Annotated in this window: 19 protein-coding genes and 1 other RNA gene; 9 read left to right on the top strand and 11 right to left on the bottom strand. The window is 61.9% G+C overall.

The genetic code is table 11. From position 1 onward, the window contains the following. Nucleotides 1–98 precede the first annotated feature (98 nt). The gene (locus DYL61_RS28985; protein WP_135311210.1) at nt 99–581 is read right to left on the bottom strand and encodes a sn-glycerol-3-phosphate transporter; all 483 of its coding nucleotides are present in this window, start codon (nt 579–581) and stop codon (nt 99–101) included. Between the two features lie 325 nt (nt 582–906). On the opposite strand from DYL61_RS28985, the gene DYL61_RS28980 reads away from it, so the two are divergent. Both DYL61_RS28980 and DYL61_RS28975 read left to right on the top strand, forming a co-directional pair. Further along, on the top strand, nt 907–3,294 hold the full coding sequence (locus DYL61_RS28980) for a TonB-dependent receptor plug domain-containing protein (RefSeq protein ID WP_135311209.1): 2,388 nt from the start codon (nt 907–909) through the stop codon (nt 3,292–3,294). A gap of 26 nt (nt 3,295–3,320) precedes the next feature. Continuing rightward, nucleotides 3,321–3,977 carry a gamma-glutamylcyclotransferase gene (locus DYL61_RS28975; protein WP_135311208.1) on the top strand — a complete coding sequence of 219 codons (657 nt, stop codon included), beginning with the start codon at nt 3,321–3,323 and terminating at the stop codon, nt 3,975–3,977. Here DYL61_RS28975 and glpT read toward each other — a convergent pair. Continuing rightward, a complete protein-coding gene (gene glpT / locus DYL61_RS28970; protein WP_135311207.1) occupies nt 3,963–5,312 on the bottom strand; it encodes a glycerol-3-phosphate transporter in 1,350 nt (449 codons plus the stop codon). The two genes, DYL61_RS28975 and glpT, sit on opposite strands and share 15 nt — an antisense overlap. Nucleotides 5,313–5,561: 249 nt before the next feature. After that, nucleotides 5,562–6,539, bottom strand: coding sequence for an NADPH:quinone oxidoreductase family protein (locus tag DYL61_RS28965; RefSeq protein WP_135311206.1), 978 nt, complete (start codon nt 6,537–6,539; stop codon nt 5,562–5,564). 150 nt (nt 6,540–6,689) lie between these two features. Between DYL61_RS28965 and DYL61_RS28960 the strand changes: the two genes are divergently transcribed. Then, nucleotides 6,690–7,097, top strand: coding sequence for a flagellar basal body-associated protein FliL (locus tag DYL61_RS28960; RefSeq protein WP_135311205.1), 408 nt, complete (start codon nt 6,690–6,692; stop codon nt 7,095–7,097). Between the two features lie 121 nt (nt 7,098–7,218). Here the strand turns inward: DYL61_RS28960 and DYL61_RS28955 are convergent, their stop codons facing one another. From DYL61_RS28955 to DYL61_RS28940, 4 genes are all read right to left on the bottom strand, one after another. Further along, nucleotides 7,219–8,337 carry an ABC transporter permease gene (locus DYL61_RS28955; RefSeq protein ID WP_135311204.1) on the bottom strand — a complete coding sequence of 373 codons (1,119 nt, stop codon included), beginning with the start codon at nt 8,335–8,337 and terminating at the stop codon, nt 7,219–7,221. After that, nucleotides 8,337–11,054 carry a ribosome-associated ATPase/putative transporter RbbA gene (gene rbbA / locus DYL61_RS28950; protein WP_135311203.1) on the bottom strand — a complete coding sequence of 906 codons (2,718 nt, stop codon included), beginning with the start codon at nt 11,052–11,054 and terminating at the stop codon, nt 8,337–8,339. The genes DYL61_RS28955 and rbbA overlap by 1 nt, the downstream gene beginning before the upstream one ends. Continuing rightward, the gene (locus DYL61_RS28945; RefSeq protein ID WP_135311202.1) at nt 11,051–12,016 is read right to left on the bottom strand and encodes an HlyD family secretion protein; all 966 of its coding nucleotides are present in this window, start codon (nt 12,014–12,016) and stop codon (nt 11,051–11,053) included. The genes rbbA and DYL61_RS28945 overlap by 4 nt, the downstream gene beginning before the upstream one ends. 70 nt (nt 12,017–12,086) lie before the next feature. Continuing rightward, nucleotides 12,087–12,536 (bottom strand): EVE domain-containing protein, encoded by a 450-nt coding sequence (locus tag DYL61_RS28940; RefSeq protein ID WP_135311201.1) that lies wholly within the window; start codon nt 12,534–12,536, stop codon nt 12,087–12,089. A gap of 195 nt (nt 12,537–12,731) precedes the next feature. On the opposite strand from DYL61_RS28940, the gene DYL61_RS28935 reads away from it, so the two are divergent. Then, a complete protein-coding gene (locus DYL61_RS28935; protein WP_105697239.1) occupies nt 12,732–12,881 on the top strand; it encodes a hypothetical protein in 150 nt (49 codons plus the stop codon). A 21-nt stretch (nt 12,882–12,902) separates the two neighbouring features. Here the strand turns inward: DYL61_RS28935 and DYL61_RS28930 are convergent, their stop codons facing one another. The 4 genes from DYL61_RS28930 to DYL61_RS28915 all read right to left on the bottom strand — a co-directional run bounded on the left by DYL61_RS28930 (nt 12,903) and on the right by DYL61_RS28915 (nt 14,308). Then, nucleotides 12,903–13,517 (bottom strand): 5-formyltetrahydrofolate cyclo-ligase, encoded by a 615-nt coding sequence (locus tag DYL61_RS28930; RefSeq protein WP_135311211.1) that lies wholly within the window; start codon nt 13,515–13,517, stop codon nt 12,903–12,905. 58 nt (nt 13,518–13,575) lie between these two features. Further along, a non-coding RNA gene (ssrS, locus tag DYL61_RS28925) (6S RNA) lies at nt 13,576–13,754 on the bottom strand. A 30-nt stretch (nt 13,755–13,784) separates the two neighbouring features. Next, the gene (locus DYL61_RS28920; protein WP_105697237.1) at nt 13,785–14,102 is read right to left on the bottom strand and encodes a cell division protein ZapA; all 318 of its coding nucleotides are present in this window, start codon (nt 14,100–14,102) and stop codon (nt 13,785–13,787) included. Then, nucleotides 14,099–14,308 (bottom strand): TIGR02449 family protein, encoded by a 210-nt coding sequence (locus DYL61_RS28915; protein WP_007982902.1) that lies wholly within the window; start codon nt 14,306–14,308, stop codon nt 14,099–14,101. Before DYL61_RS28915 ends, DYL61_RS28920 begins: the two co-directional genes overlap by 4 nt. Before the next feature lie 138 nt (nt 14,309–14,446). On the opposite strand from DYL61_RS28915, the gene DYL61_RS28910 reads away from it, so the two are divergent. From DYL61_RS28910 to DYL61_RS28890, 5 genes are all read left to right on the top strand, one after another. Then, entirely contained in the window at nt 14,447–15,004 is a 558-nt protein-coding gene (locus DYL61_RS28910; protein WP_135311200.1) for a YecA/YgfB family protein, read from the top strand. Between the two features lie 19 nt (nt 15,005–15,023). After that, on the top strand, nt 15,024–16,346 hold the full coding sequence (gene pepP / locus DYL61_RS28905; protein ID WP_135311199.1) for a Xaa-Pro aminopeptidase: 1,323 nt from the start codon (nt 15,024–15,026) through the stop codon (nt 16,344–16,346). Next, complete coding sequence (gene ubiH / locus DYL61_RS28900) at nt 16,343–17,530, top strand: 2-octaprenyl-6-methoxyphenyl hydroxylase (protein WP_135311198.1); 1,188 nt, start codon at nt 16,343–16,345, stop codon at nt 17,528–17,530. Before pepP ends, ubiH begins: the two co-directional genes overlap by 4 nt. 61 nt (nt 17,531–17,591) lie before the next feature. Continuing rightward, a complete protein-coding gene (locus DYL61_RS28895) occupies nt 17,592–18,809 on the top strand; it encodes a 2-octaprenyl-3-methyl-6-methoxy-1,4-benzoquinol hydroxylase (protein WP_167498012.1) in 1,218 nt (405 codons plus the stop codon). A gap of 160 nt (nt 18,810–18,969) precedes the next feature. Then, nucleotides 18,970–19,974 (top strand): extracellular solute-binding protein, encoded by a 1,005-nt coding sequence (locus DYL61_RS28890; RefSeq protein ID WP_105697232.1) that lies wholly within the window; start codon nt 18,970–18,972, stop codon nt 19,972–19,974. Nucleotides 19,975–20,018 lie beyond the last annotated feature (44 nt).

The raw sequence follows: 20,018 nt of genomic DNA, 5'->3' as shown, positions 1-20,018 counted from the left end.
AGCCAGGGCTTCGGGTTTTGTCAGGTCCGATAGTTGTGTAGATACCTATGCTCATCGGGGGCAAGCCCCCTCCCACATTGGTTTGTGTCGTGTCAGGGTTAGAAGCGTATGCCCGTGGTCACCATCGCCGCATTGAACCCCAGCAACACCAACTCCGCCGCCACCGGCCCGTAATGGGTGCCTACCGACGGAATGATCACCGGCGCCACGCCAAAACGGTTCAACGGGATCTTGTCGCGGTACTTGCCGCGATAGCCCTGGATCGCTCCGCCGGTCAGCTTCAAATACACCGGATAGTCCGCCATGTCATAGCGCTTGCCCGCATAGGCGTAATACGAGCGCTGTCGGAACGAATTGCGAAACGTCGCCCCGCCATACACAAAACCTGAGGCTTCATTGCGCTCCAGGCCGATCAGGTCCTGGTTGTTGTTGTGCTCCGGGTCGGGCGCGAAGTGACGGGTATACACGCTGGTCTGCGCATACCAGAAGCCTTTGTCGTCTTCGGTAACCGGTACTTCGCCCGCCAGGGCGGTGGTGGCCTGTGCCAGAAGCAGCAGGCCAGGCAATCGGAATTTCTTCATGGGTGCGACCTCGATAGTCGATTTTATGGGCGGCTAGGTGGGTCGTAATCTGTGCCCCATTTTGAAGGCTGGTTGCGTTCCCAGGCTGAACCTGCGCTGAAGGTAGCGGGATGGGGCCCTGCAATCCTGACGAGCGGGGGGGCTTATGCATTCGCTTATTCCTTAAAGGTATTTAATTTGTTACATAAATATCTTTAGGCTATATCTCAACGGACTACCGCCTCACTCACTACAACCAGAAAACTGACCGCCACCGCCCGCCAGCCGGATCGATCGTACGCATTCAGAGCATGACGCCCTGATAGTTGATTCAAAGGGGAGCGGTATGGGGAGTTACCAGAAACACGCGTTGTACTCAGCGATTTTGTCGGCCAATTTGCTGACCGCTGTGGGCTTCAATCCTGTCTTTGCGGCTGAAACGTCCGCCACCGATGCACCCAAGCTCGACACCGTGATCGTCACCGGCACCCGTGCCCAGGAGCGCACCGCCAGTGCGTCGCTGTCACCCATCGATGTGATTTCCGGCGAGACCTTGCGCAGTACCGGCTCCGATGAGTTGGGGGCGGTATTGGCGCGCCTGATTCCGTCGATCAACTTCCCGCGCCCAAGCTTGGTGGACGGCGCCGAGCTGGTGCGCCCTGCGCAGTTGCGTGGGTTGTCACCGGATCAGGTGCTGGTGCTGGTCAACGGCAAGCGCCGCCACACCAGTGCGTTCGTCAACCTTGGGGGCGCCGTGGGCCGGGGCTCGGCGCCGGCAGACCTGAATGCGATCCCGCTGTCGGCCGTGGACCATATCGAAGTGCTGCGCGACGGTGCGTCGGCGCGCTACGGATCGGACGCGATTGCCGGGGTGATCAACGTGATCCTCAAGCACGCCGATCATGGTGGCTCGGTTTCCAGCAAATTCGGCGAGTACAAAAAAGGCGACGGCATTCAACGCAACATCAGCGGCAACACTGGCGTGGCGCTGGGCGACAACGGCTTTATCAACCTTTCCGGCGAAGGCGCCGACAACGACTACACCAACCGCGCCGGCAAGGACTACCGCGCGGCCAGCATCGGCTCTACCACCTACGGCCAACAGGTGTTTCGTCAGGGCGAGCCGGCCACCAACGAAGGCAAGTTCCAGTTCAACGCCGAATATGCCTTCAACGATGCGGCCGAGTTGTACACTTTTGGCGGCTACAGCAAGCGGCGCGGCGAGACGGCGGCGTTCTACCGGGCGAGCAATGCGTCCAATAACATCCCGGCGCTCAACCCCAACGGCTACTTGCCGCTGATCAAGGGCAATCTCGAAGACACTTCGCTGGTGGTCGGCCTGCGCGGTTTGCTGGCCTACGACTGGCATTACGATCTGTCGGCCAACTACGGCAAGAACCAGTACGCGCTGAGCACCGAAACCATCAACACCTCCCTGGGCCTGGCCAAGCCGCGCAAATTCGACAACGGCACCCTGAGCAACGACCAGAAGCAAGTCAGCCTGGACCTGTCCCGCGAATTCGATGTGGGGTTCTTGCCTTACCCGGTGTCGGTGGCCTTCGGCGGCGAATACCTGCACCAGGGGTATGAAATCGAAGCGGGCGAGCCGGCGTCCTACTACCAGAGCGGCAGCTCGGGCCTGGCGGGTTTCCGTGATGCCGACGCCGGCAGCAGTTCGCGCCACAACTGGGCGCAGTACCTGGACCTGGAAACCAATTTCACCGAAAAACTCAGTGCCTCGGCCGCCGTCCGCCACGAGGATTACAGCGACTTCGGCTCCAACGTCAGCGGGTCGCTGTCGGCGCGCTACGACTTCACGCCGCAGGTGGCCTTGCGCGGCAGTATTTCCAACGGTTTCCGTGCGCCGTCCCTGGCTCAGCAGAACTTTGCATTGACCTCCTCCCAACTGGTCAATGGCACCCTGCAAGAGGCTGGCACCTTCCCGGCCAACAGCCAGGTGGCCCGTTTGCTGGGCGCCGAAGACCTCAAGGCCGAGAAGTCGCGCAACTACAGCCTCGGCCTGGTGCTGGAGCCTGCCGATAACCTGACGGTGACGGTGGACGTGTACCGCATCGACATTCGCGACCGTATCAGCCTGTCGTCCAACCTCGGCATCAACGCAGCGACGCGTGCGTACTTGCAGGCCAATGGCGTCGGTAATATCGACTACACCACCGCCCGCTACTTCACCAACGCCACTGACACCAGCACCGACGGCGTCGACCTGGTGGCCAACTATCGCTATCAGTTCGATAACGGCATCCGCTGGAACAGCACCGTCGGCTACAACTACAACCACACCAAAGTGACGGACGTGAAGCCCAACCCGGCGATCCTCGACAGCCTGGGCGCGGACCTGGTGCGTGTGGACCGTCGCGAAAAAAGCGGTTTGCTCGGCGATACCACGCCCGAACACAAGCTGAGCCTGGGTAACGACTTCACGTTCGGCAATTGGGCGCTGCACAGCAACCTGGTGCGCTATGGTGAATTCACCAGCTATCAGGCGGACAAGCTCAACGACCAGACTTTCAAGGCAGCGTGGGTGCTGGATCTGTCGGCGGACTACCGGTTCAAGAACTGGACCTTCACCCTGGGCGGCGACAACGTCACCGACAAATACCCGGAAAAGGTCAATGCATTCGCCAGCAGCGGCGGCAACCTCGCCTACAGCACTTTTTCGCCGTACGGTTACAGCGGCGCGTTCTATTACGGTAAAGTTGCCTATAACTGGTAATACACAGGAGACCTAAGCGATCTGCCATGACCGTTATTGAATCCGATCTTATGCAATTGGCTTACCCTCCGCGGCTCGATCTAGGGCCGCAACTCACTCACGAACAGTTGATGAGCTCAATGCAGGCCACCATGGGCCGGCATAAGGGTGGCCCGGTCTGGCTCTTTGCTTACGGTTCGCTGATCTGGCGGCCTGAATGCTCGTCCACCGAGCGTGTGCGGGCACGGGTCCACGGTTATCACCGGGGCCTGTACCTGTGGTCCCATGAACATCGGGGTACGCCGGAAACGCCAGGGTTGGTGTTTGGTCTGGATCGTGGCGGCTCATGCAGCGGGTTTGCCTACCGCTTGCCGGAAGATCAGCTGGAAGCCTCGTTGTATGCCTTGTGGCAACGCGAGATGCCTTATCCCTCCTATCGACCGCACTGGCTCAGTTGCCGGCTTGAAGATGGCACCCAGGTGCAGGCCTTAGGGTTTGTATTGGAGCGGCACCTGCCCAGCTATGCCGGGAACTTGCCCGATCAGGTATTGAACCACGTGCTGGAAAGCGCTTGCGGGCGTTACGGCACTACTCGCGATTATGTCGAGCAGACCGTCAACGCCCTGCGTAGCCACGCCATGCCAGATAAAAACCTGGAGGCGCGGCTCAAGCGTTGTGCGAAGGAGTGCTTAGGCGGTCGCTGAGCGCTCTGCGCTGGCGCTGTTGGTGTGCCACAGCGTCGGCACCAGGAACGCAATCGCCAACAGGCACGCGCCCACCAGCAGCACAAAGCCGCCGTCCCAGCCGAAATGGTCCACGGTGTAGCCCATGGCTGCACTCGCGGCCACCGAGCCGCCCAGGTAACCGAACAGGCCGGTGAAGCCCGCAGCGGTGCCAGCGGCTTTCTTCGGTGCCAGTTCCAATGCCTGCAGGCCGATCAGCATCACCGGGCCGTAGATCAGGAAGCCGATGGAGAACAGCGCAATCATGTCGATGGTCGGGTTGCCCGGCGGGTTGAGCCAGTACACCAGGGTCGCGACGGTCACCAGGGCCATGAACACCACGCCGGTCAGGCCGCGGTTGCCACGGAAGATCTTGTCCGACATCCAGCCGCACAGCAGCGTGCCCGGAATGCCCGCCCACTCGTAGAAGAAGTACGCCCACGAGGTTTTGTCCACGTCGAAGTGCTTGGCTTCCTTGAGGTAGGTCGGTGCCCAGTCCAATACGCCGTAGCGCAGCAGGTAGACGAACACGTTGGCGAAGGCGATGTACCACAGCATTTTGTTGCGCAGCACGTACTTGACGAAGATTTCCTTGGCGCTGAATTCTTCTTCGTGGCTGGCGTCGTAGCCTTCCGGGTAGTCATTCTTGTACTGCTCGATAGGCGGCAGGCCTACCGATTGCGGGGTGTCGCGCATGGTGATGAAGGCAAACGCCGCCACCAGCAAGGCCACGGTGGCCGGTACGTAGAACGCCGCGTGCCAGTCGTTGAACCAGGCCATGCCCAGCAAGAACAGCGGGCCGATCAGGCCGCCGCCGACGTTGTGCGCCACGTTCCACACCGAGACCACGCCGCCGCGTTCTTTCTGCGACCACCAGTGCACCATGGTCCGCCCACTTGGCGGCCAGCCCATGCCCTGGGCCCAGCCGTTGATGAACAGCAAAATGAACATCATGGTCACGCTGGACGTGGCCCAAGGTGCGAAACCGAAAATGAACATCACCCCTGCTGAAACCAGCAGGCCGAAGGTCAGGAAGTAACGCGGGTTGGAGCGGTCGGACACCAGGCCCATCAGGAACTTGGACAAGCCGTAGGCAATCGCGATGGCCGACATCGCCAGGCCCAGCTCACCACGGGTGTAACCCTCGTCGATCAGGTAGGGCATGGCCAGGGAGAAGTTTTTGCGCAGCAGGTAGTAGCCGGCGTAACCAAAGAAAATACCCGCGAAGATCTGCCAGCGCAGGCGTCGGTAGGTACTGTCTATTTTTTCTTCAGGCAGGGGCGCCTGGTGTGCGGCAGGATGAAAGAAAGCAAACATTCAAGAGCTCCAGATTTCTTGTTTTGACTGCGGATGCGAATGTTACAGTTTCGTTACCGAAAATAGCATGGCCTCTTATCAGCAAACAAAGGAAATGAGAGCGGGTGCATGTTCTTTTATGAACACCGGAAAACAAAATGTGGGAGGGGGCTTGCTCCCGATTGCGGTATGCCAGCCAATGGATTCAGTGGCTGACACCCTGCTATCGGGGGCAAGCCCCCTCCCACAATTGATTGCATTTCAGGTTAGTTAGCGGGTTTGGACCACCACTTTGCCCACCGCCCGGCGCTGGCCCAGGTCATTGATCGCCTGGGCGGCCTGTTCGAGTGGGTACAGTTGGGAAACCAATGGTTTGAGCTTGCCCTCGGCATGCCACCCAAACAACTGCTGGAAATTCGCCGCGTTATCCTGCGGCTGGCGTTGCGCAAACGAGCCCCAGAACACCCCAACCACCGCCGCGCCCTTGAGCAATGCCAGGTTCACCGGCAGCTCGGGGATGCGCCCGCTGGCAAACCCCACCACCAGCAAGCGCCCGTTCCAGGCGATGCTGCGGATGGCCTGGTCAAACAGGTCGCCCCCCACCGGGTCGTAGATCACATCGGCGCCGTTGCCGTCGGTGAGGCGCTTGATCTCGTCTTTCAGGCTGGCTTCGCTGTAGTTGATCAACTCATCGGCGCCGGCCGCCTTGGCCACCGCGAGCTTGTCGGCGCTGCTGGCGGCGGCGATCACGCGGGCGCCCATGGCCTTGCCGATTTCCACGGCGGCCAGGCCCACGCCACCGGAGGCGCCGAGTACCAGCAGGGTTTCGCCGGGTTGCAGGTTGGCGCGTTGTTTCAGCGCGTGCATCGAGGTGCCGTAGGTCATGCTGAAGGCGGCGGCGGTGTTGAAGTCCATGCTGGGCGGGATCGGCAGCACGTTATAGCCCGGCACCGCGACCTGCTCGGCAAAGCTGCCCCAGCCGGTGAGGGCCATGACGCGGTCACCGACTTTCAGATGGCTGACCTTTTCCCCCACTTCACTGACCACACCCGCCGCCTCACCCCCCGGCGAGAACGGGAAGGGAGGCTTGAACTGGTACTTGCCCTCGATGATCAAGGTGTCCGGGAAGTTGACCCCGGCGGCATGCACGTCCAGCAGGATTTCGTTCTTCTTGATCGCTGGGCTTTCGATTTCTTCCAGCACCAGGGTTTCGGCGGGGCCGAAGGCTTTGCACAGCACAGCTTTCATCGGACTATTCCTTTTGGCGTCGTGGCCGATAAGTGTAGGAGGGTGTGCCCGTGGGTCAACGAGCATGCCCAGGCCTGATAAGTCGCCATAAGCTTGTACTCAGCCTTGCTAGCGTTATGCTACCCGGCAACCGAATTTGAGGAATGAACTGTGAAAGCGTGGATCCTGTTGATGCTGGCCCTGACCTTGCCGATGGCAGCGCAGGCCGAAGAAGCCAAAGAAGGCGAGGCGCCGAAGGTCAGCTACATCAGCCTCAGCCCGCCATTCGTGGGTAACTATGGCCTGGATGGCACGGCCAAGCTCAAGGTGTACAAAGCCGACATCGCCCTGCGCGTCACCGGCACCGAAGCCGCCGCCGCCGTCAAAGCCAACGATGCGCTGATCCGTAACCAACTGGTGGCGCTGTTTACCCAGCAGACCAACGACACCATGAGCACCGTTGAAGGCAAGGAGAAACTGCGCCAGGAAGCCCTCAAGCAGACACAGCAAGTGATGAATGACGAAACCGGCAAGCCAGTGGTGGAAGATCTGCTGTTCAACAACCTCATCATCCAGTAATCGCGGCGCGCCCATCGCGGGCAAGCCCGCTCCCACACTGGATTGGGTTCACAGATTCTGAGGTGTGAATACAGTCAAATGTGGGAGCGGGCTTGCCCGCGATGGCGGCGGTACATTCACCTCAAGACGCCAAACTCTTCCTGAATCTCCCCAACGCCACCAAGAAAAACACCAACCCAATCCCCGCCAGCGCCAGCAAATCCGGCCACACCACACTCACCCCCGCATCCCGAAACAGAATCGCCGCGCTCAAGCTCACAAAATGCGTCGACGGCGACCCCTGCATCACCCATTGCAACCACTCCGGCATGCTGTCCAGCGGTGTACTGCCGCCCGACAACAGCAGCATCGGGATAATCACCGGAATGGCCAACAAACCGAACTGCGGCGTCGAGCGCGCCAGCGTCGCCAGGAATATCCCCAAAGCCGTACTGGCAAACAGATACAGCGCCGTCACGAACAGGAACAAACTCAGCGACCCCGCCAACGGCACGCCCAGCAAGCCCTTCACCACCACCTCCAACGACACCCAGGTGCACAGCACCACAACGAGCATGTTGCTCCAGATTTTCGCCAGCATGATCTCCAGCGCCGTCAACGGCAGCACCAGCAAATGATCGAGAGTGCCGTGCTCCCGCTCGCGCAGCAGCGCGGTGCCGGTGAGCACGATGGCGAGGATGGTGATGTTGTTGACGATCTGGATCACCGCCAGGAACCAGCCGCCCTCCAGGTTGGTGTTGAACAGCGCACGGGTGGTGAGCTGCGCGGGGGTGTGACTGGCCGCCTCTGCCTGACCGCTATAGCTGAGCAGCTCACGCTGGAAGATCCGCCCGATATAGCCCGCGCCCATAAACGCCTGGCTCATCGCCGTGGCGTCCACGTTCACCTGCACGCCGGGTTGGCGGCCGGCCAACAGGTCAGCCTGGAAGTTCGCGGGCACGTTGATCACGAAGGTGTACTCGCCGCTGTCCATGACCTTGTCCAGTTGGTCATACGCCAATGGCGCTGGCGCCTGGAACTCCGGCGGTTGCAGCGCCTCGGCCATTTGTCGCGAGAGCGCGCTGTGGTCCTCATCCACAAACGCCACGCTGGCGTTATGCACGCCGATCACCGAACCGGCCGCAGGCATGTAGATGGCCACGGTGAACGCGTAGAACAGAAACAGCAGCAGCACGCTGTCGTGGCGCAGGCTGGTCAGTTCCTTGAGCCCTAGTCGCAGGATGTGCGCGAACGTATGCATCAGGCCTCCTGCTTCTTGAGCATGATCAGGCTCAAACCGGTAAACCCGACGAAGAACCCGAACAGCGCCAGGCACTGCGGCCACAGTTGGCGCAGGTCCAGGGCCTTGGTGAAGGTGCCCACCGCGATATCCAGGAAGTGCCCCGCCGGAAACAGCGTGCCCATCAATGCAGCAGCGCCCTCCAGGGAAGAGCGCGGCACGATCAGCCCGGAGAACTGGATGGTCGGCAGGCTGGTGATGATCATGGTGCCGAGGATCGCCGCGATCTGGGTGCGGGTGAACGCGGAAATCAGCAGGCCCATGCTGGTGGTGGCCAGCACGTACAGCAGGCCGCCGAACGCCAGCGTCACAGCGCTGCCCTTGAACGGCACGCCGAACAGCCAGCGGTTCATCGCCACCAGCAAGGCCAGGTTGACCAGGCTGACAGCCAGGTACGGCGCTTGTTTGCCCAGCAGGAACTCCAGGCGCGTCAGCGGTGTGGCGTAGAAGTTGGTGATAGATCCCAGCTCCTTCTCCCGTACGATGCCCAGCGCGGTGAGCATTGCCGGGATAAAGGCCAGGATCAGTGCCATGACGCCCGGCCCAATGGCGTTAACGCTGACCACGTCCTGGTTGTAGCGAAAGCGGGTTTCCAGCTTGGCGGCCGCTTGACCGCTGCGCGGTAGGCTGCTCAGTTCGGCGAGTTGCTCAAGATTGCCCTGGTGCACGGCCTCGACATAGTTGCGACTGGTTTCCGCACGAAACGGCATGCCGCCATCGAGCCACGCTGCCACGGTGGGCTGGCGCCCGGCGTACAGGTCGCGGCCAAAGCCGGGCGGGATCTCCAGGGCCAATTTGATTTCCGAGCGTTGCAGGCGCCGATGCAGCTCGTTGGCGTCGCGGATGGCCGGTTGCTCGGCGAAATAGCGTGAGCTGCGGAAGGCCTCCAGGTAGGCGCGGCTTTGCGGGGTCTGGTCCTGGTCATACACGGCGAAGGCGAGTTTTTCCACGTCCAGGGAAATGCCGTAGCCAAAGATCACCATCATGAACAGCGCCCCGAGCAGGGCGAAGGCCATGCGCACCTTGTCTCGCAGCAGTTCTTTGCTTTCGCGGCTGGCCACGGCCAACAGGCGGGCCACGTTGAAGCCGCGTTTGCTCACCGGCGGCGCAGTGGTTTCGCTGACGGTCGCGCGGGGAGCGTTGGTTTCGGGTTCGCCTTGGGCCTGTTCCAGGCAGGTGACAAATGCCGCTTCCAGCGTGTCGCCGTGGAATTGCTGTTGCAGCGCATCCGGTGTGTCGCAGGCCAGCACCTTGCCCGCGTGCATCAGGGAGATGCGGTCGCAGCGCTGGGCTTCGTTCATGAAGTGGGTGGACAGGAAAATCGTCACGCCTTGCTCGCGGGACAGCTCGATCAGCAGTCGCCAGAAATCATCCCGCGCCGCCGGGTCGACGCCCGAGGTGGGCTCATCGAGGATCAGCACTTCCGGGCGATGCAGCACCGCCACGGCCAGTGACAAACGCTGGCGCAGGCCGAGGGGCAGTTCGCCGGACGGCTGCTCGGCCACGTCGCCGAGGTCGAAGCGCTGGATCAGTTCATCGATACGCGGGCCGCTGTCGGCCTTGGGCAAGTCGAACAATTGCGCATGCAGCACCAGGTTCTGACGCACGCTGAGTTCGCCGTACAGCGAGAAGCTTTGCGACATGAACCCCACGCGCTTGCGGGTGGCCAGGTCCTTGGCGTTTACCGGGTTGCCCAGCAGCTTCGCGCTGCCTTCGGTGGCTGGCATGAGCCCGGTGAGGACCTTCATGGTGGTGGTCTTGCCGCAGCCGTTGGAGCCGAGAAAGCCAAAGATCTCGCCTCGGCCGATGGCGAAGCTGACCTTGTTCACTGCGGTGAAATCACCAAAGCGCAGGGTCAAGTCGTGGGCTTCAATGGCGATGTCGCTGTTGTCGCTTGCGCGCGGCGGGATCACTAGCGGCTGGTTGCCGTGGGCGCTGTCACCCTGGAAATGGGTGAACGCGTCATCCAGTTTGCCACTGGGCGTGACAGCCGCCAGCTCACGGCTCAGGCCATCGGCGATCAGCTTGCCGCGGTCGAGCATCAGGCAGTGTTCGAACTGCTCGGCTTCTTCCATGTAGGCCGTCGCCACCAGCAGCGTCAGTTGCGGGCGCTCCTGGCGTACGCTTTCTACCAGTTCCCAGAAACGCCGACGGGACAGCGGGTCGACGCCGGTGGTGGGTTCGTCGAGGATCAACAGGTCCGGGTCGTGGATCAGCGCGCAGCACAGGCCGAGTTTTTGTTTCATGCCGCCGGAGAGTTTGCCCGCCGGGCGTTCGGCGAAGCGTGCCAGGTCGGTGGCCAGCAGCAGGTTGTGCATGCGCTGGTCGCAGTCGTCCTTCGACAAGCCGAACAGGGTGGCGAAGAAACGGATGTTTTCGCTGATGGACAGCTCGGGGTACAGGTTGCCGCCCAGGCCTTGGGGCATGAACGCGATGCGCGGATACAGGCTGTTGCGGTGGCGGCGGTCGTCGATGGCGCCGCCCAGCACCTGCAACTGGCCGTCTTGCAGCTTCTTGACCCCGGCGATCAGCCCCAGCAGGCTCGACTTCCCCGCGCCATCCGGACCGATCAACCCGCAACGCGTGCCAGCCGGCAGGCTGAAACTGATATCGAGCAATGCCTGTTGCTGGCCGTAGCGGTGGTTGATCCCGGTGGCGTGCAGCGCCAGGCCGGTCATTGCAGGTTGGCCGGCCAGTCGATGTCAGCCGTGCGCACATAGCCGGCGCCGGGCATGCCGGGTTTGGCCTGGGGCACGGCGCTGGGTTGGGTCAGGCGCAGTTTGACGCGGAACACCAGTTTTTGGCGTTCGTCGCGGGTTTCCACTTCCTTGGGGGTGAACTGGGATTTGGCGGCGACAAAGCTGATCTTGGCCGGCAGCGGCTGTTGCGGCAGGGCGTCGAGCAAGATGCGCGCGTCGCTGCCAACGGTCAGGCGGCCGGTGACGGAGGCGGGTAGGTAAAGGTTCATGTACTGATCATTGGGGTCGATCAGCAGCAGCACACGCCCACCGGCGCCGAGCACTTCGCCGGGCTCGGCCAGGCGCAGTTGGATAATCCCGTCGATGGGCGCCCGCAGGCTGCTGTCGTCGATTTCGCTGGTGAGCTGCGCCACTTGGGCCTCGGCTGCACCGATGGCGGCCTTTACCGAGTTGACCTGGGCTTGGGCGGCGATCACGGCGGCGTTGCCGGTGTTCTGCCGCGCTTGTTGCTGGTCGATCAATTGGGTGCTGGCGAAGCCGCGCTTGTACAGCTCCTGGGTGCGCTTGAGTTCCTGGTTGGCCAGCAATTGTTCACTCTGGCGCAACTGCACATTGGCCTCGGCGGCGGCGAAGTTCTCCTTGGCGCGCAGCACTTCGGCTTCGGCCTGGGCGCGCTGGGCTTCCAGGGTGCGGGTGTCCATGCGCGCCAGCAATTGGCCCTTGAGCACTGTGTCACCTTCATCCACGCGCACTTCGGCCAACCGACCGGGAATTTTGGCGGCGATCTGCACTTCGGTGGATTCCAGACGGCCATTGCCCATGCTCAGGCCTTCGGGCAGGCGGTCCTGGGTCGAGCGCCAGTAACCGAAGCCGCCGGCACCCAGCAACAGGGCGATCAATGCGAAGGCGAAAATACGTGAGGCGTGGTGGTTCGTCGACATGGCGGCTTCCTGCGGCATTAGCGTCCTAGTTTGACCGGTTGGCGCCCGAGGGCGGTTGATGCCGGTCAAGTTAAAGCAGTTGGAGTACCGCCGCCCATTGTTCGGCAGTCACGGGCATAACGGACAATCGGCTGCCTTTTTGCACCAAGGGCAATTCGGCGAGTGCCGTTTGTTGTTTGAGGTAACCCAGGCCCAACACTTCGGGGAAGGTTTTGACGTGCGCCACATCAATCGCACTCCACGGATTTTTCTCCGCGCTGGCCTTGGCATCGAAATAGTGGCTTTGTGGTTCCAGAGCGGTGGGGTCCGGGTAAGCCGCCTTGATGATTTTCCCGATGCCTGCAATGCCGGGTTCGGGGCAGCTGGAGTGATAAAAGAAAAACTCATCGCCCTCTGCCATGGCGCGCAGAAAGTTGCGCGCCTGATAATTGCGAACCCCATCCCAGCGCGCTTCGCCAAGCTTTTCCAGGCCCTTGATCGAGAGTTCGTCGGGCTCGGATTTCATCAGCCAGTAGGCCATTTTTGGGCTCCTGAAAAAGGCGTTGGGCAAGTTGTCTGGCAATTTTATGACAAACCGACAGTCGGTTGGCGCCAAGGTTTGCGTGTTGGTTCACGTTACCGCAGAATGCCGGCTTTTAAAGCTTGACGCAGCTGCAACGGACTACTTTGGAACGTTGTTGTCATCGTGTACGAGGTGCCTGAAGGGGGGCAATCGATGCAACGTAAACCGGATTTACTATGGATTTTGGTTATTTTGTTTGGTCTGGGCGTCGTGACCACCGGGTATGCGCAAAGCTTGTGGTCGACCAAGACCGATGCGCCCATCGAGTTGACTCAACAGCAGCCGCAGCCGTTCAAGCGCTGACCCTTCTTCAAGACGCCGCTTCTACAGCGGCGTTTCTGCAACATACCACTGCTTATCGGTGACGGTGCCTGCCAACGGCACATCCCAACTCGCTTGTACCAGCCGTTCGACTTTCTGACATTCATGGGCCAGACCCAACAGCGTCGGCTTGCGCCAGCTTTGGCGGCGCGCCAGGTAGGCGAGGCTGCGGTCATAAAAGCCGCCGCCCATGCCAAGGCGCCCACCCGTCTCATCGAATCCCACCAAGGGCAGCAGCACCAGGTCCAGCGCCCACACCTTGCGTTGCTGGCCGATGTTTACCCGTGGCTCCAGGATGCGAAAACGATTGGGTAACAACTTTTCTCCAGGGCGTACGCGCTGGAACACCATCTTGGTCCGTGGCCAGGCGCTGAGCACCGGCAGGTAAGTGGCCTTGCCCCGACGCTGGGCGGCACGCAGCAGCAGGCGCGGATCGATTTCACCGTCCGTCGGTAAATACAAAGAGATATGTTTGGCCCGGCGAAACAGCGGCTGCTGTGCCAGTTGCCGATACAGGCCGTGGGCGGCCTTGCGTTGCTCACTGGGGGTGAGTGCCCGGCGGGCCTTGCGCAACATGCGTCGAAGTTGCGGACGGGAAAGCGGCGCAGGTTCGGTCATGGTTTTTCGGCTCATAAAACAATGCCAGTCCTGAGACTGGCATTGAGTTTGGGAATTCAGGCTCCCCGACAGAGCCGCTGTCGACTTAGCCCTTGAACCCGAAAGTTCAAGGTGGAAGAAGCAGTAGGCTTTAAGGCTTTCCGTCTAGCGGACATGCACACCAGCCCAACGTGCAACTTCCAGGGTAGTGCGAATCGGCTCAGGGACATCGCCGACTGGCAAACACGCCAGGGAGTGGGGCGAGTATACCTTAAACACTCACGGCAATCAGCCCTTGGGTGCGTCTGAATCGCTGGAAAGCACCAGATCGACACGGTCCAGCAGGTCACGCACCTGCTCACGGGTCGAGCCGCTGGCCTGCACGTCAGGGCGTTCCTGCTTATGCAGCAAATCGTGGGTGATATTCAACGCGGCCATCACGGCAATGCGGTCGGCGCCGATGACTTTGCCGCTGCTGCGGATCTCACGCATCTTGCCATCCAGGTAGCGGGCGGCGCTCACCAGGTTGTTGCGCTCTTCCTGGGGGCAGATGATCGAATACTCTTTGTCGAGAATCTGCACGGTAACGCTATTGCTTGAACTCATGAGTCTTGCTCCAGGGCCTTCAGGCGCGAAATCATCGATTCGACCTTACGCCGGGCGATTTCGTTTTTTTCAATGAGGTGAGCGCGTTCCTCGCGCCAGGTCTTTTCCTGAGCTAATAGGAGTCCGTTTTGACTCTTAAGTTGCTCGACCCGAGTAATTAGCAATTCGAGTCTGGCCATCAGCGCTTGCAGGTCGGTGTCTTCCATTGGGTTCCACTGGATTTGTCTGATGAATGGCAACTGCAGGATAAACGATCTGACGCCCTTGATAGTCTTGGTACGTCTGCCGGTGCTAGGATACAGCGCTCCATTCTAGACATTGCGCCGTCTGGCGCCTAGCTCACCATGCCCATTCAGAACTCCCCGTACGATGCTTTCTCCAAACTGCTGAGCGCCAGCGGCCACCCCTGCTCGCCTGCCGAACTGCACGGCGTATTGCTGGGCCGCAGCTGCACCGGCGTTGGCTTTGATGCCGACAACTGGCTGGCCGATGTGGCCGAGCTGTTGGAAAAAGAACCCGAAGACAACGTGCGCAACGCGCTGATCGGCCTGCAGGAAATGGTCAAGGGCGAGCTGACCGGTGATGACGTCACTGTGGTCCTGCTGCTGCCGACCGACGACGCGCCGCTCGCCGAGCGTGCCGCCGCCCTGGGCCAATGGTGCCAGGGTTTCCTCCACGGTTTCGGCGTGAACGCCGGCGGCCTGGAACTGAGCACCGACGCCAAGGAAGTGTTGCAGGACCTGGCAGCGATCTCCCAGGTGCAAGACGCCCTGGAAGAGTCCGAAGACGGCGAAGGCGACTACATGGAAGTCATGGAGTACCTGCGCGTCGCACCGCTGCTGCTGTTCACCGAGACCCGCAAGTCGGCCGAACCTGCCGCACCAAAGCCGTCGCTGCACTAAGAAGGAAGCCCATCTGCCCATGATTCATATCCCCAGAGCGGAATACACCCGGCGCCGCAAGGCGCTCATGGCGCAGATGGAACCCAACAGCATCGCGATCCTGCCGGCCGCCGCCGTGGCAATCCGCAACCGTGATGTGGAGCACGTCTACCGCCAGGACAGTGACTTCCAGTACCTGAGCGGCTTCCCCGAGCCAGAAGCGGTGATCGTGCTGATGCCCGGTCGCCAGCATGGCGAGTACGTGCTGTTCTGCCGCGAACGCAATGCCGAACGCGAATTGTGGGACGGCCTGCGGGCCGGCACCGAAGGCGCGATCCGTGACTTTGGCGCCGACGACGCATTTCCCATCACCGATATCGACGACATCCTGCCCGGCCTGATCGAAGGCCGCGACCGGGTGTATTCGGCCATGGGCAGCAATGCCGAATTCGATCGCCACCTGATGGAGTGGATCAACGTGATCCGCTCTAAAGCGCACCTCGGCGCCCAGCCGCCGAACGAATTCGTTGCCCTGGATCATCTGCTGCACGACATGCGCCTGTATAAATCGGCGGCAGAAGTGAAGGTGATGCGCGAAGCGGCGCGAATCTCCTGCGCCGCTCATGTGCGAGCGATGCAGGCCAGCCGAGCCGGGCTCCATGAGTTCAGCCTGGAAGCCGAGCTGGATTACGAATTTCGCAAAGGCGGTGCAAAGATGCCCGCCTATGGTTCCATCGTCGCCGCCGGGCGCAACAGCTGCATCCTGCATTACCAGCAGAATGACGCGCTGCTCAAGGACGGCGACCTGGTGCTGATCGACGCCGGTTGCGAGATCGATTGCTACGCCAGCGACATTACCCGCACCTGGCCGGTCAACGGCACGTTTTCGCCCGAGCAAAAGGCGATCTACGAAATTGTGCTGGCCTCCCAGGAAGCCGCCTTTGCCGAGATCGCCCCGGACAAACATTGGAACCAGGCCCACGAAGCGACGGTGCAGGTCATTACCGCCGGGCTGGTCAAGCTGGGGCTGTTGCAGGGCGACGTCGACGAGTTGATCGCCAGCGAAGCCTACAAAGCCTTCTACATGCACCGCGCCGGCCACTGGTTGGGCATGGATGTGCATGATGTGGGCGAGTACAAGGTGGGCGGTGAATGGCGGGTGCTGGAAGTCGGCATGGCGTTGACCGTGGAGCCGGGCATCTACATCGCACCGGACAACCCGAACGTGGCAAAGAAATGGCGTGGCATTGGCGTACGCATCGAGGACGACGTGGTAGTGACCAAGCAAGGCTGTGAAATCCTGACGGGCGGCGTGCCCAAGACCGTCGCTGACATCGAAGCCCTGATGGCGGCGTCCCGATGAGCCGGGTCAACCTGGCCATCATCGGTGGCGGTTTGGTGGGCGCCAGCCTGGCGCTGGCGTTGCAGGCCGGGGCCAAGGCCCGTGGCTGGAAGATTGTGCTGATCGAGCCGTTCGCCCCCGGTGATACCTATCAGCCGAGCTACGATGCGCGCTCGTCGGCGCTTTCATACGGCGCCAAGCAGATTTATCAGCGCCTGGGCCTGTGGCAGGACATCGCTCGTCGCGCCGAGCCGATCAAGCAGATTCACGTGTCGGACCGGGGACGCTTCTCAACAGCGCGCCTGTCCGCCATGGAGGAGGGCGTGCCGGCCCTCGGTTACGTGGTGGAAAACGCCTGGCTCGGCCAATGCCTGTGGCAAGGCCTGGACAAGGACGTGGTCAGTTGGCGTTGCCCGGCTGAAGTCACGCGCATGGAGCCGCTGCCCGACGGCTATCGCCTGACCCTCAACGATGAAACCGTGCTGGAATGCGACCTGGCTGTGCTGGCAGACGGCGGCCGCTCCGGCCTGCGCGAGCAACTGGGCATTGGCGTGAAAACCCGCCCGTACAACCAGAGCGCGCTGATCGCCAATATCACCCCGAGCGAAGCCCACAACGGCGAAGCCTTCGAGCGCTTTACCGATGAAGGCCCGATGGCCCTGCTGCCGCTGCCGGACAACCGCTGCGCACTGGTCTGGACGCGCATCGGCATGGACGCGCAGCGCCTGGCGGCACTCGACGAGCGCAGTTTCCTCAGTGAGTTGCAAGGCGTGTTCGGCTACCGCCTGGGCACCCTGAAACAAGTCGGCGCCCGCCACCTTTATCCACTGACCCTGGTGGAAGCGGAAGAGCAAGTGCGCTCCCACCTGGCGATCCTCGGCAACGCCGCCCACAGCCTGCACCCGATTGCCGGGCAGGGGTTCAACCTGTCCCTGCGCGATGCGAACGCCTTGGCCGAAGCGTTGCTGGCCGGGCCTGCGGTGCCCGGTGATCTGGCGACCTTGCAGGGCTATCGCGAACGCCAGCGCCTGGACCAGAACCTGACCGTGGGCTTCTCCGACCAGGTGACGCGCCTGTTCGGCAGTGCCCAGCCATTGGTGGCGCTGGGCCGCAATATGGGCTTGCTTGGCCTTGATCTGTTGCCACCGGCCAAGCGTTGGTTCGCCCGTCAGGCCATGGGCCTGGGCACGCGTCCCGATGCGTAAACCGGCCCACTTCTTTATTCGCGGCCTGTGCCGCACACGAGACAAGGCTTAAAGCATGGACATGCGCGCAGATGTGCTGATTGTCGGGGCCGGAATGGTCGGAAGTGCCCTGGCGCTGGCGTTACAGGGCAGTGGCCTGCAAGTACTGTTGCTCGACGGTAGCCCGTTGAGCGTCAAACCGTTCGAGCGTGACGCGGCGTTCGAGCCCCGCGTAAGTGCCTTGTCGGCTGCCAGCCAACGCATCCTCGAGCGCCTGGGCGTGTGGGATGGCATCGTCGACCGACGCGCCAGCCCGTACGGCGAGATGCAGGTGTGGGACGGCAGCGGCACCGGGCAGATCCACTTTTCAGCGGCCAGCGTGCACGCCGAGGTGCTCGGGCATATCGTCGAGAACCGCGTGGTCCAGGACGCCTTGCTCGACCGTCTGCACGACTGCGACCTGGGCCTGCTGGCCAACGCACGACTGGAACAGATGCGCCGTTCCGGCGACGACTGGCTGCTGACCCTGGCCGATGGCCGCAAGCTGCGCGCGCCGCTGGTAGTGGCTGCCGATGGTGCCAATTCCGCCGTGCGTCGCCTCACCGGCACCGCCACCCGCGAATGGGATTATCTGCACAACGCCATCGTGACCAGCGTACGCAGCAGCCAGCCGCATCAGCGCACGGCTTGGCAACGCTTCACCGACACCGGCCCGCTGGCGTTCTTGCCGCTGTTGCGGGATGGGCAGGAAGATTGGTGTTCGATCGTCTGGTCCACCACGCCGGCGGAGTCCGAGCGCCTGATGGCGCTGGACGATGAAAGCTTCTGCCGCGAGCTGGAGCGCGCCTTTGAAGGGCGACTGGGTACGGTGGTCAGTGCCGACCCGCGCGTCTGCGTGCCCCTGCGCCAACGTCACGCCAAACGCTATGTGGCCGAAGGCCTGGCGTTGATCGGCGACGCGGCCCATGTGATCCACCCGTTGGCGGGGCAGGGCGTGAACCTGGGCTTCCTCGACGCGGCGACATTGGCCGAAGTGCTGTTATCGGCCACCGAACGCGGCGAACGCCTGGCGGATGTGAAGGTGCTGAGTCGCTACGAGCGTCGACGCATGCCCCACAACCTGGCGCTGATGGCGGCGATGGAAGGCTTTGAGCGGTTGTTCCAGGCCGATCAACTGCCGCTGCGCTGGTTGCGTAATGCTGGCTTGAAGATGGTCGACCAGATGCCCGAAGCCAAGGCGGTGTTCGTACGCCAGGCGTTGGGCCTGACCGGCGACCTCCCAGACCTCGCCAAACCCTGACTTTGAATGCAGTCCCTTGTGGGAGGGGGCTTGCCCCCGATGAGGCCATCAGCCCCACCCCAAATCCCCACCATGCAACATCTGGTAACGCCTCCACCAAGCACTACCAAATGTGAGTCCTTATCATTTGCCCTCTTTTTGCAAATGAGAGACCGCACCCATGTTGGCACCCAAGCGCCTCCTGACTGCCCTGGCACTCACCCTGATCGGCAGCACCACCGTGCAGGCCGCCGACGAAGTGGTGGTCTACTCCTCGCGCATCGACGAACTGATCAAGCCGGTATTCGACGCCTACACCAAGAAGACCGGCGTACCGATCAAGTTCATCACCGACAAGGAAGCGCCGCTAATGCAGCGCATCAAGGCCGAGGGCGAAAACGCCACCGCCGACCTGCTGCTGACCGTCGATGCCGGCAACCTCTGGCAGGCCGAGCAAATGGGCATCCTGCAACCGTTCACCTCGCCGGTGATCGACAAGAACATTCCCCTGCAATACCGCTCCTCCAGCCATGCCTGGACCGGCTTGAGCCTGCGTGCACGCACCATCGCCTATTCCACCGACCGGGTAAAACCGGGTGACCTCACCACCTACGAAGCCCTGGCCGACAAACAGTGGGAAGGCCGCCTGTGCCTGCGCACGGCGAAAAAGGTCTACAACCAATCGCTGACCGCCACCCTGATCGAAACCCATGGCGCGGCCAAGACCGAAGAAATCGTCAAGGGCTGGGTCAACAACCTGTCCACCGACGTATTTTCCGATGACATCGCGGTGCTGGAAGCGATCAACGCCGGGCAGTGCGACGTGGGCATCGTCAACACCTACTACTACGGTCGCCTGCACAAGCAGAACCCAAACCTCGCGGTGAAGCTGTTCTGGCCAAACCAGGCCGACCGTGGCGTGCACGTGAACCTGTCGGGCATCGGCCTGACCCAGCACGCGCCGCACCCGGAAGCGGCCAAGGCACTGGTGGAATGGATGACCACGCCTGAGGCGCAGAAGATCTTCGCCGACGTGAACCAGGAATTCCCGGCCAACCCGGCAGTGCCGCCATCGGCCGAAGTGGCGACCTGGGGCAAGTTCGTCGCAGACACCTTGCCGGTGGAAGTAGCGGGCAAGCGTCAGGCCGAGGCCATTCGCTTGATGGATCGAGCGGGCTGGAACTGACACACTGCGAATTAAATGTGGGAGGGGGCAAGCCCTAATGCCAC

Origin of the sequence: Pseudomonas nabeulensis, from assembly GCF_004682045.1 — a bacterium.
GTDB lineage: Bacteria > Pseudomonadota > Gammaproteobacteria > Pseudomonadales > Pseudomonadaceae > Aquipseudomonas > Aquipseudomonas nabeulensis.
Note: the sequence above shows the minus strand (reverse complement) of the source record. Positions and strands in the feature narration are given on the sequence as shown.